This window comes from Thioclava pacifica DSM 10166, from assembly GCF_000714535.1.
GTDB lineage: Bacteria > Pseudomonadota > Alphaproteobacteria > Rhodobacterales > Rhodobacteraceae > Thioclava > Thioclava pacifica.
Genome location: NZ_AUND01000001.1, coordinates 714,885 through 729,136 on the forward strand (window position 1 = coordinate 714,885; position 14,252 = coordinate 729,136).

At 64.8% G+C, this 14,252-nt stretch carries 20 protein-coding genes; 10 read left to right on the forward strand and 10 right to left on the reverse strand.

The features are described from left to right. The first annotated feature begins 46 nt into the window (after positions 1-46). From trpB to TP2_RS03255, 4 genes are all read left to right on the forward strand, one after another. Positions 47-1,279 (forward strand): tryptophan synthase subunit beta, encoded by a 1,233-nt coding sequence (trpB, locus tag TP2_RS03240; protein ID WP_038073130.1) that lies wholly within the window; start codon positions 47-49, stop codon positions 1,277-1,279. 148 nt (positions 1,280-1,427) lie between these two features. Beyond that, positions 1,428-1,883, forward strand: a complete 456-nt coding sequence (locus TP2_RS03245; RefSeq protein WP_157617021.1) for a hypothetical protein — start codon at positions 1,428-1,430, stop codon at positions 1,881-1,883. Between the two features lie 73 nt (positions 1,884-1,956). Beyond that, positions 1,957-2,409, forward strand: a complete 453-nt coding sequence (locus TP2_RS03250) for a PepSY domain-containing protein (RefSeq protein WP_157617022.1) — start codon at positions 1,957-1,959, stop codon at positions 2,407-2,409. Positions 2,410-2,430: 21 nt separating this feature from the next. Next, positions 2,431-2,988: a helix-turn-helix transcriptional regulator gene (locus TP2_RS03255; protein ID WP_038073136.1), complete on the forward strand. Its 558-nt coding sequence runs from the start codon at positions 2,431-2,433 to the stop codon at positions 2,986-2,988. A 12-nt stretch (positions 2,989-3,000) separates the two neighbouring features. On the opposite strand, the gene TP2_RS03260 is transcribed toward TP2_RS03255, so the two are convergent. Next, the gene (locus TP2_RS03260) at positions 3,001-3,900 is read right to left on the reverse strand and encodes a LysR family transcriptional regulator (RefSeq protein ID WP_038073138.1); all 900 of its coding nucleotides are present in this window, start codon (positions 3,898-3,900) and stop codon (positions 3,001-3,003) included. A gap of 140 nt (positions 3,901-4,040) precedes the next feature. Between TP2_RS03260 and TP2_RS03265 the strand changes: the two genes are divergently transcribed. Both TP2_RS03265 and TP2_RS03270 read left to right on the forward strand, forming a co-directional pair. After that, entirely contained in the window at positions 4,041-4,442 is a 402-nt protein-coding gene (locus tag TP2_RS03265; protein WP_038073140.1) for a DoxX family protein, read from the forward strand. Positions 4,443-4,454: 12 nt separating this feature from the next. Further along, on the forward strand, positions 4,455-5,258 hold the full coding sequence (locus TP2_RS03270; protein ID WP_038073142.1) for a VOC family protein: 804 nt from the start codon (positions 4,455-4,457) through the stop codon (positions 5,256-5,258). An 86-nt stretch (positions 5,259-5,344) separates the two neighbouring features. Here the strand turns inward: TP2_RS03270 and TP2_RS03275 are convergent, their stop codons facing one another. The 3 genes from TP2_RS03275 to TP2_RS03285 all read right to left on the reverse strand — a co-directional run bounded on the left by TP2_RS03275 (position 5,345) and on the right by TP2_RS03285 (position 7,176). Further along, the gene (locus TP2_RS03275; protein WP_038073144.1) at positions 5,345-6,409 is read right to left on the reverse strand and encodes a 5-(carboxyamino)imidazole ribonucleotide synthase; all 1,065 of its coding nucleotides are present in this window, start codon (positions 6,407-6,409) and stop codon (positions 5,345-5,347) included. Then, positions 6,402-6,887 carry a 5-(carboxyamino)imidazole ribonucleotide mutase gene (gene purE, locus TP2_RS03280; RefSeq protein WP_038073145.1) on the reverse strand — a complete coding sequence of 162 codons (486 nt, stop codon included), beginning with the start codon at positions 6,885-6,887 and terminating at the stop codon, positions 6,402-6,404. Before purE ends, TP2_RS03275 begins: the two co-directional genes overlap by 8 nt. A 70-nt stretch (positions 6,888-6,957) precedes the next feature. After that, a complete protein-coding gene (locus tag TP2_RS03285; RefSeq protein WP_038073502.1) occupies positions 6,958-7,176 on the reverse strand; it encodes a YdcH family protein in 219 nt (72 codons plus the stop codon). A gap of 226 nt (positions 7,177-7,402) precedes the next feature. Here TP2_RS03285 and TP2_RS03290 point away from each other — a divergent pair, with 226 nt between their 5' ends. Further along, positions 7,403-7,813, forward strand: coding sequence for an Hsp20 family protein (locus TP2_RS03290; protein ID WP_038073147.1), 411 nt, complete (start codon positions 7,403-7,405; stop codon positions 7,811-7,813). A gap of 34 nt (positions 7,814-7,847) precedes the next feature. Then, on the forward strand, positions 7,848-8,075 hold the full coding sequence (locus TP2_RS03295) for a DUF1150 family protein (RefSeq protein WP_038073149.1): 228 nt from the start codon (positions 7,848-7,850) through the stop codon (positions 8,073-8,075). 37 nt (positions 8,076-8,112) lie between these two features. Here TP2_RS03295 and TP2_RS03300 read toward each other — a convergent pair whose 3' ends face one another. From TP2_RS03300 to TP2_RS03325, 6 genes are all read right to left on the reverse strand, one after another. Then, on the reverse strand, positions 8,113-8,550 hold the full coding sequence (locus TP2_RS03300) for a paraquat-inducible protein A (RefSeq protein ID WP_051692140.1): 438 nt from the start codon (positions 8,548-8,550) through the stop codon (positions 8,113-8,115). Positions 8,551-8,613: 63 nt separating this feature from the next. Then, positions 8,614-9,360, reverse strand: coding sequence for an ABC transporter ATP-binding protein (locus TP2_RS03305; RefSeq protein WP_038073151.1), 747 nt, complete (start codon positions 9,358-9,360; stop codon positions 8,614-8,616). Beyond that, positions 9,357-10,088, reverse strand: coding sequence for an MlaE family ABC transporter permease (locus TP2_RS03310; RefSeq protein WP_051692154.1), 732 nt, complete (start codon positions 10,086-10,088; stop codon positions 9,357-9,359). Before TP2_RS03310 ends, TP2_RS03305 begins: the two co-directional genes overlap by 4 nt. Positions 10,089-10,144: 56 nt before the next feature. Continuing rightward, entirely contained in the window at positions 10,145-11,194 is a 1,050-nt protein-coding gene (gene alr / locus TP2_RS03315; protein WP_038073153.1) for an alanine racemase, read from the reverse strand. A 52-nt stretch (positions 11,195-11,246) separates the two neighbouring features. Continuing rightward, complete coding sequence (locus TP2_RS03320; protein ID WP_038073155.1) at positions 11,247-11,957, reverse strand: hypothetical protein; 711 nt, start codon at positions 11,955-11,957, stop codon at positions 11,247-11,249. 39 nt (positions 11,958-11,996) lie between these two features. Next, the gene (locus TP2_RS03325; RefSeq protein WP_038073156.1) at positions 11,997-12,743 is read right to left on the reverse strand and encodes an RNA methyltransferase; all 747 of its coding nucleotides are present in this window, start codon (positions 12,741-12,743) and stop codon (positions 11,997-11,999) included. Between the two features lie 99 nt (positions 12,744-12,842). Here TP2_RS03325 and TP2_RS03330 point away from each other — a divergent pair, with 99 nt between their 5' ends. Next, positions 12,843-13,460 (forward strand): thiamine phosphate synthase, encoded by a 618-nt coding sequence (locus tag TP2_RS03330; RefSeq protein ID WP_038073158.1) that lies wholly within the window; start codon positions 12,843-12,845, stop codon positions 13,458-13,460. 8 nt (positions 13,461-13,468) lie between these two features. Then, positions 13,469-14,143: a nucleoside/nucleotide kinase family protein gene (locus tag TP2_RS03335; RefSeq protein ID WP_051692141.1), complete on the forward strand. Its 675-nt coding sequence runs from the start codon at positions 13,469-13,471 to the stop codon at positions 14,141-14,143. The last annotated feature ends 109 nt before the right edge of the window (positions 14,144-14,252 follow it).

Below are 14,252 nucleotides of genomic sequence, written 5' to 3' on the forward strand. Positions count from 1 at the left end.
GCGCTTTGACGCTAGAGCTTTGCGGAACAGACGCGCGAGGTGAGCCATGGCCGACGACCTGATCAATTCCTTCATGAACGTGCCCGACGAGAACGGGCGTTTCGGCATTTTCGGCGGGCGGTTCGTGTCCGAGACGCTGATGCCGTTGATCCTTGCGCTGGAAGAGGAATACGAGAAGGCCAAGACCGACCCGGAGTTCTGGGCCGAGATGGACCATCTCTGGAAGTATTACGTCGGTCGTCCGTCGCCGCTGTATTTCGCCCCTCGCATCACCGAGGAGCTGGGCGGCGCGAAGGTCTATCTCAAGCGCGACGAGCTCAATCACACCGGCGCGCATAAGATCAACAACGTGCTCGGCCAGATCCTGCTCGCGCGGCGCATGGGCAAGACCCGGATCATCGCCGAGACCGGCGCGGGTCAGCATGGGGTGGCGACCGCCACGGTCTGCGCGCGTTTCGGGCTGAAATGCGTGGTATATATGGGGGCCACCGATGTCGAGCGGCAGGCGCCCAACGTCTTCCGCATGCGGCTTCTGGGTGCCGAGGTCGTTCCGGTCAAATCGGGCCGCGGCACGCTGAAGGATGCGATGAACGACGCGCTGCGCGACTGGGTGACCAATGTGCGCGACACGTTCTACTGCATCGGCACGGTCGCGGGCCCGCATCCCTATCCGGCGATGGTGCGCGATTTCCAGTCGATCATCGGTAAGGAAGTGCGCTGGCAGTTGGAGGAGCAGGAAGGCGAAGGCCGTCTGCCCGACACGGTGATCGCCGCGATCGGCGGGGGCTCAAACGCGATGGGGCTGTTCCACCCGTTCCTCGATGATCCGTCCGTGCGCATCATCGGCGTCGAGGCTGGCGGGCATGGCGTCGACGAGAAAATGGAGCATTGCGCCTCGCTCACCGGCGGGCGTCCGGGCGTGCTGCATGGCAACCGCACCTATCTGCTGCAGGACGAGGACGGGCAGATCCTCGAAGGGCATTCGATCTCGGCCGGGCTCGACTATCCCGGCATCGGGCCCGAGCATAGCTGGCTGCATGACACGGGCCGCGCGGAATATGTGAACATCACCGACAAGGAAGCGCTGGAGGCGTTCCAGTTCTCCTGCCGTCTCGAAGGGATCATCCCCGCGCTGGAGCCCAGCCACGCGCTCGCCCATGTGATGAAGATCGCGCCCGATCTGCCCAAAGACCATATCATCGTGATGAACATGTGCGGTCGTGGCGACAAGGACGTGTTCACCGTGGCGAAGCATCTGGGCTTCGATATGGGTGAATAAGGGCCATAAACCTCGGTTTATTTGCTTTCAACTTAGGTTTGAAAGCCGTCACCTAACCCTCGGGCCGATGGACCGGTGCGGGTCGGGCGCTGATCCTGACCTCACCTTGCCGTGATCGCGGCAGCCCATTTCCGGAGGAGTGACGATGATGACCATGAAAACCCCGATCGCCGCGTTGGCCGTTCTGGCCGCAGGCGCGCATTTCGCCCTGGCCGAAGTGTCGACCGACGGGATCGCCGCGGATCTGCAAGCCAATGGCTTCACCAATATCGAGATCGAGGTCGGTCCGACCGAGGTGAAGGCCGAAGGCTACAATCCGAACGGCACGAAGATCGAAGTTATCTATGACCGCGCGACGGGCCAGATCCGCAGCCAGGAGACTTACCGGACGCGCGCCGGTGCGGATATGACCCAAGGCGTGAGCGTGCAGAGCCGGTCCGAGGATTTCTCCGATGACGACGGGGAGGATCACGACACGATGGAGGACGATCACACCTCGGATCACGAAGACGATCATTCAAGTTCCGACCATGAGACGAGCGATCATGAATCCGGTGGTCACGACTCGGGGGATCATGACTCGGGCGGTCACGACGACGATTGAGGATCGAACGGCTTGCCCGGCGCGTCATGCGCCGGGCATAGTCGTGCGTAAAGGAGGCCTGGAGAGAGTGGGAATGAAAAGGCGAAGCTTCATGGGTGCGGGCCTTGCGGCGCTGGTCGTCGCGCCGGGGCTGGCGATTGCGGAAACCGCCACCGAGGCGGTGGTCCGACAATTGCGCGCCTATGGCTATCGCGAGATCGAGGTCGAACGCTCTTTCCTCGGCCGGATCCGGATCACCGCGGAACGCAAGGATATCGAACGCGAGATCGTTCTCGATCCGCGCACCGGAGAAATCCTGCGTGATCTGTCGCGCAAGGGACGCGCGCCGATCCTTGGTAATGAACGGCTGCGCACTGAAGGGGGCGGCAGCACGCCTGGCACGACCTCCGACAGAGGCGACTCCGATGACGGCAGCGACTCGGACTCGGATCACGACAGCGATGGGTCGGACGGATCCGACGATGGTGGTTCGGATGGCGGTTCCGATGGCGGTTCGGACGACGGTGGAGGCGACGATGACGATTGAGCCTTGTGAAGGCACAGGGCGATGAGTCCGCGTCACCGCCGGGCGGCGGTCGTGGGCGCGATCCTGATCCTCCAGGCGGTCTGTGCGCTGTTTTTCGTCTCCGACATTCTTCTGTCCGTCTTTGGTCTCTATCCGGCGCCGATCAGCTGGCAAAGCCGCGAAATCCTCGAGATCGGCGCGGCGCTCGGCTTGCTTCTCGGGCTCGGTCTCGGCGCGTTTGCGCTTGCCAGCGCATTGCGGGACGGGGCGCGCACCCGAGACCGGCTGCGGCTTGCGACCTCGGCGTTCGAGGATCTGCTGGAGCAGCGCTTCGCCGATTGGGGGCTTACGGCCGCGGAGCGCGAGGTGGCGCTTTTCGCCATCAAGGGGTTGTCGATCCCCGAGATCGCGGCGATCCGCGAGACCTCGGAGGGCACGGTGAAGGCGCAAAGTGCCGCGATCTATCGCAAGGCCGGGGTCAACGGGCGTGGTGCGCTTCTGAGCCTCTTCGTCGAGGATATGATGGATCAGCGCGCGGTGACGCAGGTGCCCGAGCCACCGCAGATCGCGGCTGCGCTCAAACGCTCGGCTGGCGGCTGATCCGGCCCGAGCCTAGGCCTGATCACAGGACTTGCGCGCATCCTCGCGGGCAAACTCGATCAAGGCGCGCAGTTTGCGCGGTAGTTTCGGCCCGTCGAGATAGACGGCATGAAGCGCGGTGTCATGCAGGATCTCGGGTGGAAAGATCGACACCAGTCGCCCCGCCGCGATCTCGGGGCCCATCACGAAATCCGGCCCATAGGCAATGCCATGTCCGGCCAGCGCCAGCTCGCAGGTGGCGCGGGCGCTGTTGACCATGATCTGCGCAGGCACCGGCACTTCGCGCACCGTGCCGCCCTCGCGGAAGCGCCAGCGCCGTGTCGGGCCGTGATTGGTGTCGTGGATGCAGCGGTGCCGCGCGAGATCCTCGGGCCGTTCGGGGCGTGCGTGATGAGCGAGATATTCGGAGGAGGCCACGACGCGCATCCCGATATCGCAAAGTTTGCGCGCGCGCAGGCTGTGATCGCTCAGCGCGCCGATGCGGAAAGCGAGGTCGATGCCCTCGGCGGCTAGATCGGTCTGCGCATCGGAAAGTTGCAGATCGATCGTCAGATCCAGATGCGGGGCGGCGAAACGGGCGAGCATTTCGGCCACATAGACCTCGCCGAAGGTAACGGGGGCCGAGATCCGAAGGCTGCCCGAGAACCCGCGCGATTGCTCGGAGACATCGCTGAGCAGATCGTCGAGCCCGTCGAGCAGGGCAGGCGCCTCGGCCAGCATACGCTCGCCCGCGGGGGTGAGCCCGACGCGCCGCGTCGTGCGCTGCAATAGCCGCGTGCCGAGCCGGTCTTCGAGTTCGGCGACATATTTCGAGGTCAGCCGGTTCGAGATCCCCAACCGTTCGGCGGCGGCGGTGAAAGAGCCGGTCTGGGCGGTGGCGACGAAGGCGCGGAGTTGATCGGTGATATCCATTACATTCAGAACATAACGTAGAAAGTCATTCCATATCATAACCATTTTATTGGAAGAAAGGATAGCCCATCTTCCGCCCATGCAAAGGCTGCATCGCACCGGGCAGGTGTTCGGAGAGGCGGCAGCCACGGGAGATCAAGATGACCGATACCAAACTTGCGCCTTATGGCATTCTCGTTCTGCGCCTCGTGACGGGTGCACTGTTCCTGACGCACGGGCTGACCAAGCTCTTCGTCTTCACCCCCGCGGGCACGATGGGCTTCTTCCAGTCGCTCGGTCTGCCGGGCTGGCTCGGGGTCGTGACGATGATCGCCGAGATCGTGGGTGGTCTTGCCCTGATCGCGGGCATCTATGCGCGGATCGTTTCCTTCGGGCTGACCTTCATTCTGCTCGGCGCGGCCTTCACGGCGCATTGGGCGAACGGGTTCAGCTTTGCCAATCAGGGCGGCGGCTGGGAATATCCGATGATGTGGGCCGCAGTGCAATTCGCGCTCGCGCTGCTCGGCGACGGGGCCTATGCGCTCCGCCCGACGCGGAAATAAGAGGAGGGTGTCATGGCAACCAGTGATGCAATCGTTCAGATCGGGCATGTGACGCTTGTTGTTCATGACCTCGATCGGGTCGGCGCCTTCTATGAAGACGTGATCGGGCTGGAGCAGATCTCTCGCGATGCCTCCGAGGCGCGCTACGGGGTCGATGGCAAGGTGCTCGTGCAGCTCCTCGCCGACAAGACCGCCCGCAAATCGGGGCGAGAGGAGGCAGGGCTCTTTCACACCGCCTTCCTTCTGCCCGAACGCGCCGATCTGGGCGCTTGGCTCAACCGCGCGGCCGAGAAGGGCTGGCGGCTGGAAGGCGCCTCGGATCACCTCGTGAGCGAAGCGCTTTACCTGTCGGACCCCGAAGGCAACGGGATCGAGATCTACCGCGACCGTGCCCGCGAAGATTGGCCGCGCAAAGGCGGTCAGATCCTGATGGCGACCGATCGGCTCGACCTTCGCGACGTGATGGCCGAGGCCCGCGGGCCCTGGCGCGGCGCGCCGAGCGGCACGGTGATCGGCCATGTGCACCTTCAGGTGGGCGCTCTTGATCCGGCCGAGCCGTTCTACGCCGAAACGCTCGGTGCGGATGTGATGGCTCGCTACCCCGGCGCGAATTTCCACGGCTGGAGCGGCTATCACCATCACCTCGCGACCAATGTCTGGAACAGCCGCGGCGCGAAGGAACGCCACCAGCCCGCGACGGGTCTGGCAGAGGTGGGACTGCGCGCGGAGCCCGAGGCACTGGCGCACTTCACCGAGCGCTTCGGCGAAAGCGTGACCGACCCTTGGGGCACGCGTTTCACGATGGCCGCAAAGTGATCCTGCGTTAAGGACTTTGACCGGATCAGAAAAGAAAGCGCTGGCCCGCCGAGACGGGCCAGCGCTTACGCCATTTCAGGTTGGCCTCAGAGAATGTGGTTCACATGACCCATCTTGCGGCCCGGCTTGACCTCGGCCTTGCCGTAAAGATGGACTTGGTAGCGCGCGAGCTTCGCAAGCTCGGGCACCCGGTCCATGTCGTCGCCGATCAGGTTCTCCATCTCGACATCGGCATAGCGCGAGCCATCGCCCAGCGGCCAGCCGGTCACGGCGCGGATATGCTGTTCGAACTGATCGACCGCGCAGCCCGCCTGCGTCCAGTGGCCCGAATTATGCACGCGGGGCGCGATCTCGTTCACGATCAGCGCATCGCGCGTCACGAACAGCTCGACCCCCATCACGCCGACATAATCGAGCTTGTTGAGGATCTTCGCCGCCAGCAGCACCGCATCGGTGCGCTGCGCATCGGTGATCGCGGCAGGCACGGTGGTCGTGCGCAGGATGCCGCCCTCATGTTTGTTCTGGCCCGGATCGAAGCAGGAAATCGCGCCGTCCTGCGCGCGCGCGCCGATCACCGAGATCTCCTTGAAGAAGGTCACGAAGCCTTCGAGGATCGCAGGCGCGCCCTTCATATCGGCCAGCGCGGCCTCGGCCTCTTCGGGGGCGTTGATCACCACCTGACCCTTGCCGTCATAGCCGAAGCGGCGGGTCTTGAGGATCGCGGGGCAGCCGATCTCGGCGATGGCCTCTTGCAAATCGGTCAGATCGTCCACGGCGGCAAAGGGCGCGGTCGGCAGACCCAGATCGTTGAGGAAGGCCTTCTCGACCAGACGATCCTGGCTGACCGCGAGGGCGCGGCGGTTCGGACGGATCGGCTTGAGGCTTTCAAGCAGATCGAGCGCCGAGGTCGGCACGTTCTCGAACTCGTAGGTGATGACATCCACCGCCTCGGCAAAGGCGCGCAAGGCGGCCTCGTCCTCGTAAGGCGCGGTGGTCACCGCATGGGCGACATCGCCTGCGGGCGGGTTCGGCCCCGGCTCGTAGATATGGGTCTTGTAGCCCAGGCGCGAGGCCGCGACCGAGAGCATCCGGCCAAGCTGACCGCCGCCGAGGATGCCGATGACGGCGCCGTAGGGAAGGGGCTCACTCATCCTGCGGCTCCTGTGGGATCGAGGCGGAAAGCTTCTCGCGCCAGTCATCGAGCCGCGCGGCGAGATCGGCATCGCTGATCGCGAGGATGCCCGCCGCCATCAGGCCAGCATTGGCCGCGCCGGCCGCGCCGATCGCCATGGTCGCGACGGGGAAGCCCTTGGGCATCTGAACGATGGAATAGAGGCTGTCGACGCCCGAGAGCGCGCGGGTCTGGACCGGAACGCCGATTACCGGCACGCGGGTCTTCGAGGCCATCATGCCGGGCAGGTGGGCCGCGCCGCCTGCACCGGCGATGATCACGTGCAATCCGCGGTCGACGGCGGTCTTTCCATAGTCCCAAAGGCGGTCAGGCGTGCGATGCGCCGAGACGATCTTCGCCTCATAGGCCACACCGAGTTCGTCGAGAATAGTCGCCGCCTCTTTCATCGTGGGCCAGTCCGACTGGCTGCCCATGATGATTCCCACTTTCACGCCCATGAAATCCCCTCTCGCAGATGGAGCGCGCACTATAGAAATCTGTGCCGTCGCGGCAAGCCCTGCGGGGCGCTCAAGCGATGATGTCGGGGGTGAGCTGGTCCTCGATCCGCGCGATCTGGTCCTTGAGCGCCAGTTTCTGCTTTTTCAGGCGCACCATGCGCAGCTGATCGGGGTGGACGGCTTCGGTGAGCGCGTGGATTGCCTCGTCGAGATCGCGGTGTTCGCGTTTGAGCACCTCGAGTTTCACACGCAGCACTTCCTCGTGGTTCATCTCGATATGGGCATTCATGTCCGGCATCCGGTCCTGTCACGCAAAGAACACACGCCCGACTCGTCTGAACCGATTGGGCGAGACCTGAATATAGCAGTTTGCGAAGCACTTAGGAGAAAAATCCGCGCCTTTGGTTCTGTTCCGCCTCTTGCGGCGCGCGGGCACCCCGCCCATATTCGATACAGGCGGATTGCCGGTCTCCGGGGTCCGTTTTCGCAACGTCGCTTGAACAAGGGCTTGCCTGATGACGAAACTGAGCTTTGGCGCACATCCCTACCTTCTGGGCTTCGATCAGCTTGAGCGGCTGGTGGAACGCACCGCGAAAGGCTCGGATGCCTATCCCCCCTACAATATCGAACAACGCGGCGAGGATGCCTTCCGTATCACGCTCGCTGTCGCTGGCTTTCGCGAAGATGACCTGTCGATCACGCTCGAGGATCGGGCGTTGGTGATCCGGGGGCGTCAATCCGAGGGTGAGGAAGAACGCATCTTCCTCCATCGCGGCATTGCGGCGCGCGCCTTCCAGCGCAGCTTCGTGCTTGCCGATGGGGTCGAGGTGGCGGGGGCCACGACCGAAAACGGGCTCTTGCATGTCGATCTCAAACGGGCCCAGCCCGAAACGATCGTGCAGACCATCCCGATCGCCAGGAAATGAGCCTTCGGCAGGAACGGCAGGAAAGGAAACGCGCATGAACACGAAATTCGATTTTGGCGACAAGGGCGAGCAGCCCATCGTCTATGTCCGCGAAGTGGCGGTGCAGGATCTGCCCAAGGAATTGCAGGCGGAACTGGCTGGCGTGGATCATCTTTACGCGGTCCATGACAGCGATGGCGAGCGCCTCGCGCTGGTCAAGGATCGCAAGCTGGCCTTCGTTCTGGCCCGCCAGAATGATCTGGAGCCGGTCTCGGTGCACTGAAACTGAAACCGAGAGAATACCCGAAAGGCGCCGAGGCTCAGGCCTGCGGCGCCTTTTTCGATTCCAGATGCGAAATCGCGAAGGACGCGCCGACACAGGCGGTGAACAGATAGAGCCCCCAGCCGGTTTCAAGTCGACCAAGCCCAATGCCTTTCGCCACCACGATATATATCGCGATCAGGAAGACATCGGCCATCGCGAGCTTGCCCAGAAGGTTCAGCGCCGGCTTGAGCTTGGGGGAGGCGAGGTTGAACTGGATCAGCGCGATCCCGATCACCTTCAGATAGGGGGCGAAGAGGGCGAGGAAGCTCACGACGACGGCGAGGAAGATATCCTTCTGCCACAGCGTCTGCAGCCCGCTGAGCACCGAGATCGTGTCGAGATCGAAAAAGGGCAGCAGCCCCGCGCGCAAGAGCGGCGCTGCCCAGGCGATGGGAAACAGGATCAACAGGGCCAGATTGGCGAATTTCAGCATGGGGCCTCGCGAGACGATCTTTCCCTCCGGTCTAGCCGCAAGGGTCTGAAAAGTCATCCGGTTTCAGCGAAGCGTCTCGATCGGGCCCTCGGCGCGGCCGTGGATGAACTGTTGGACGTAAGCATCTGGCGTTGCGTCCATTTCGGCAATTGGGCCTTCCCAGCGGATCTTGCCTGCGTGCAACATCGCCACCCGGTCGGCAATCGCGCGCACCGAGGTCATGTCATGCGTGATCGTCATCGCGGTCGCGCCCATCTCGGTCACGATCTCGCGGATCAGTTCGTTGATGACGCCCGCCATGATCGGGTCGAGCCCGGTCGTGGGTTCGTCAAAGAAGATGATCTCGGGCTCGGCGGCGATGGCGCGGGCAAGGCCCACACGTTTCTGCATCCCGCCGGACAGTTCCGCCGGGAACAGGTCGGCCACATCGGGCGACAGGCCCACGCGGCGCAGTTTCTCGATGGCGATCTCGCGCGCCTCGGGTTTCGGGCGCTTGAGCGAGCCGCGCAGCAGGCGGAAGGCGACGTTTTCCCAGACCGAGAGGCTGTCGAACAGCGCGCCGCCCTGAAACAGCATGCCGAAGCGGGCGAGGAAGGCGTCTCGGTCGCCCTCATGCACGTCCACGCCGTCCAACGTGATCGTGCCGCTATCGGGCTCGATCAGCCCGAGGATGCATTTCAGCAGCACCGATTTGCCCGTGCCCGAGCCGCCGATGATGACGGTCGATTGCCCGGTCGGCACCACGAGGTCCACACCGCGCAGCACATGTTTGGAGCCGAAGCTCTTGGTGAGGGCCTCAAGCGTGATCATGCCGAGAAGAAGGCCTCCGTCAGCAGGTAGTTCGCGGCGAGGATCGCGACCGAGGCCGCGACCACGGCGGATTTCGTGGCCCGGCCCACGCCTTGCGCGCCCCGGCCCGAATTCATCCCGTGATAGCAGCCCATCGTGGCGACGATGAAGCCGAAGGCTGCGCCCTTCACGAGACCCGAGCCCACGTCCCAGAACTCCAGGAAATCCCAGGTGTTCTTGAGATAGGTGGCCGAGTTGAAGCCCAGCCGCGTCGTGCCGACCATCCAGCCGCCCATGATCCCGATGATGTCGCCCACGCCCACCAGCAGCGGCACGCAGAGCGTGGCCGCGACGACGCGCGGAACGGTGAGATATTTCATCGGGTTGGTGGACAGCGTGGTCAGCGCGTCGATCTGCTCGGTCACCTTCATCGTGCCGATCTCGGCGGCGATCGAGGAGGCCACGCGCGCCGCCACCATCAGCCCGCCCAAGACAGGGCCAAGTTCGCGCACCATGCCGATCGCGGTGATCGAGGGCACGACCTGCTCGGCCGAGAAGCGCGCGCCGCCCGCGTAGATCTGCAGCGCCAGCGCCGCCCCGGTGAAAAGCGCGGTCATGCCGACGACCGGCAGCGACAGCCAGCCGATATTCAGACAGGCCAGCCAGAATTCGCGCGCATAGAAGGGCGGGCGGATCAGGTGGCTCAGCGTCTGGCCGACGAAGAAGGTCAGCCGTCCGGTCGCGGCCATCAGCGCCAGCGTCGCACGGCCCAAAGCCGCGAGAGGAGAGGTCAGCGTTGCGACGCTCACCCGGCCTGCTCCGAATAGACGCGGTTATAGCGAGGTCCAAGCGCGGTCAGAATCTCGTAGCCGATCGTGCCAGCAATATCGGCCAGCGCATCGACGCCCTGAGAGGGGCCGATCAGGTCGAGCGTGTCGGGCACTTCGTCGAGATCGGTCACATCCACGGTCAGGAGGTCCATCGAGACCCGGCCGCGCAGCGGGCAGGGAATGTCGCCCGCGTAGAGATCGGTGATGTTCGACAGCACCCGGTGGATACCATCCGCGTAACCGGCCGCGATTGTGGCCATCGTCGTGATCCGCTCGGCCTGCCAGGTGTTGCCGTAGCCCACCGTCTCGCCGGGCTGAACCACGCGGGTCTGGATCACCGGGAGCGACAGGGTCGCCACGCCAAGCGCCGCCTCGAACGGGCGCCCGCCGTAAAGGCCTATGCCGGGGCGGGTGAGGTCGAAATGATAGTCAGGCCCCAGCAGGATGCCGCCTGTCGCCGCGAGCGAGCGCTTCACGGCCATACCGTCCGTCATCCGCTTGAATTCGGCGAGCTGCTGGGCGTTCATCTCGTGCTCGGGCTCGTCAGCACAGGCGAGGTGGCTCATCACCAGCTCGATCCCGCGGTCGAGCAGAACGGGCGCGGCCTCCTGCCAAGCGTCGTCCTCCATCCCGAGACGGTTCATCCCGGTGTCGAGCTGTACGCCGAAGGGCGCATCGGGCAGGGCGTCCAGGTGGCGCGCCATCTGTTCGGGCGAATTCAGCATCGGGATCAGGCCCGCCTCGCGGATCAGCGGCGCATCGCCCGCCATATGGCCGCCAAGCACGAAAATCCGCGCCTCCGGGCCCAGATGCGGGCGCAGCTTCGCCCCTTCCTCGGCAAGCGCCACGAAGAACTCGCGCGCCCCGGCGCGATAGAGCGCAGGCGCGACCTTCGACGCGCCCAGCCCATAGCTATCCGCCTTCACGACCGCCGATGTGCGCGTCGCCTCACCCGAGCGCGCATCGAGCGCGCGCCAATTCGCGACCACAGCGTCGAGGTCGATTTTCAGAGATGCCTGTGCCATGGCTTCTTTTTCTGCGCGTGGACGCCAAGGTCAAGTGCAATCCGTCTTGCGCTCAGGGAAAGGCTGTGCCGCTGGCAAGCCGGGTGTGGATCGCCTGGGCGCCGCCCTCATGGGCCGCCCAGATCAGCACCGCGCAAGCGGCTTGCGCGTAAAGGCCGTTATCGCGCCCGGCCAGTGGCGCCCATTCGAAGGGTGAGACGGGCAGGGGCTGGTCGGGCAGGGCCTTGCACCGCTCGATCCCGGTGCCGGGATTGAGATAGCGGGGATCGTCCGAGACCAGCACCGAGAGCCCCTCGTCGAACCAGGCAGGCATCTTGCCCCGGATCTGGCCGAGGATGCCAAGCCGGGCATGAGTCTCGGTATGGGTCAGCTCATGGGCAAGGATCGTCTCGGTCAGCCCGCGTGGGGCCACGCGCACCACCGCCCAAGATCCCAGCGAATAGGTTACCGCTGCCGCCCCGCGCCCGCCCAACCGCTGGTCGCAGGCCTTCGTAGAGCAGGCGAGAATGCGGCTATGAGCCTCGCGGTCCGGATAGAAATGCGCCACCTGCGCGCGCGCGCCGTCAATCGTCTCGACCAGCGCGCGGCGGTCGTCACGCGACATCGCGCTATCGACGAAGATGCAGGGCGCCGCCCGGTCCAGCCCGAAACAGCGCGGGCAGATCCCGGCGGCCAGCACCGGGTAGAACCACAACAGCGCCAGAAGCCCCAGAACGCCGCCCGTCGCCAAAGCCAGAAAAGAGACACGGAAAACTCGCCACATGCGCCTTAAAATGGCGCAGGGAGCCGATTTGACCAAGCGTCAGTCGCGCCCACGGAGAATTTGTCGCAGAGCGCCGTGCAGCGTCTGCACCTCCGAGCGCGTCATCGCGAAGCGCGTCCACATGTTGCGCAGGTTGCGCTTCATCATCGGCGCCTTTTCGGGCGGGTGGAAGAAACCGGCTTCTTCCAGCCGCTGCTCGAAATGATCGCCGAGCTTCTCGACCTCGATGGCCGAGGCCGGATCATGCCCCGCAAGCCCCGGATCGACCGGCACGGCCTCAAGCGTGTGGCGCGAATACTCATAGGCGGTCAACAGCACCGCCTGCGCGAGATTGAGCGAGAAAAACTCCGGGTTAACCGGCACGGTGATGATCGCGTTGGCGCGGATGATGTCGTCATTTTCCAGCCCCGTGCGCTCGGGGCCGAACAGGATGCCGACCTTCTGGCCCGCGACGATGCGCTTGCGCGCCTCGACCATCGCAGCCTCGGGCGTGAAGATGGGCTTCGGCAACTCGCGCCCGCGCGCGGTCGTGGCGAAAACGTAATCGCAATCGGCAACCGCTTCGGCCACGCTGTCATAGACACCCGCGAAATCGAGCACCTGACCCGCCGCCCCCGACGCCATCGCCACAGCTTTCGGGTTCGGCCAGCCGTCGCGCGGATCCACCAGCCGCATCTTGCGCAGCGAGAAATTCAGCATCGCGCGCGCCGCCGCCCCGATATTCTCGCCCATCTGCGGGCGCACGAGGATAAAGGCAGGCTGGGCGGGATCGGGCAGGTCGGGCATGAGGCAGTCCTTTCGCGCCCCTCCTAGTCGCGCAAGCAGGCACTGGCAAGGCCGCGCGCCTTGCGCTAAGAGGCCCAAGACACGCAAAGGAGCCCGATCATGGCCGAGGATCGCCCGCAAATCTACCTGATCACGCCGCCTGCGTTCGACGCAGCGGAGTTCGCACCGAAACTGGCCTCGGTGCTCGACGCCCACGAGGTTGCCTGCATCCGCCTGGCATTGGCCAGTCGCGACGAATACGAGATCGGCCGCGCCGCCGATGCCCTGCGCGAAGTTTCCCATGCCCGCGATGTGGCGCTGGTGATCGAGACCCATCTTGGCCTCGTTGAACGCCACGGGCTCGACGGCGTGCATTTCACCGATGGCGCGCGCCAGATCCGCGCGGCGCGCAAGGCGCTCGGGACCGATGCGATCGTCGGCTCGCATTGCGGCGCCTCGCGTCATGAAGGGATGAATGCGGGTGAGGCGGGCGCCGATTACGTCTGCTTTGGCCCGGTGGGTGAGACGACCCTTGGCACAGGCGCTCGCGCCGAGCACGATCTCTTCCAGTGGTGGTCCGAGATGATTGAAGTGCCGGTTGTGGCCGAAGGGGCATTGAGCGAGACGCTGATCGCCGAGTTCGCTCCCGTGACTGACTGGTTTGCGCTTGGTGAGGAAGTTTGGCGCGAAGACGATCCCGCGGCCGCTTTGGGTCGCTTCATCGCGGCGATGGGCTGAGCGGCCCCATGTCTGACTGGCTTGGCGACAGCAATGGCCCGATGGGCGATCACGGCGCCTTCATGGAGAGCGAGCTTCAGGTGCCCCGCGCTGATCTCGCCGCCCATATTCGCCAGCTCGATGGCGACCGTCTCCTGATCGCGGTGGTCGGCGGCCCCGGCGCGGGCAAGTCCCATATCGCGCGCGAACTCGCTGAGGCGCTCGGGGAAAGAGCGGCGATCGTCGCGATGGACGGATTTCACCGTGACAATGACTGGCTCGATGCGCACGGGCTGCGTGCTGTGAAAGGCGCGCCGGAAACCTTTGATGTTGATAGTCTTTCCGACCTTCTCGCTCGTCTCAAGGTGGCTCGGGACGATGCGTCGGTTCCGACGTTTGACCGCGACGCCGACGCCACTGTGACCGGCGGTGGCTCGGTCCCGGCAAGCGCAAAATACCTGATCGTCGAGGGCAATTACCTGCTCCTGACCCGCCCCGGCTGGCGTGATCTCTACCCGCTCTTCGACCTCTCGATCCGCATCGACCTGCCCGAGGCGGTGCTGCGCCAACGCCTCACCGAACGCTGGCGCGACCAGGGCTGCGATCTGGCCGAGACCCGTCGCCGCGTCGAGGAAAATGACCTCCCCAACGGCCGCCTGATCGCCCGCGAAAGCCGCGCCGCCGATCTGGTCATCCGCGACTGATCCTTCTTCTTCTTGATCCAAATATCTCGGGGGGCTCGCAACGCGAGCGGGGGCAGAGCCCCCTTGCCATGAGGTTTGCTCGCCGACGCGAGCGGGGGCAGAGCCCCCT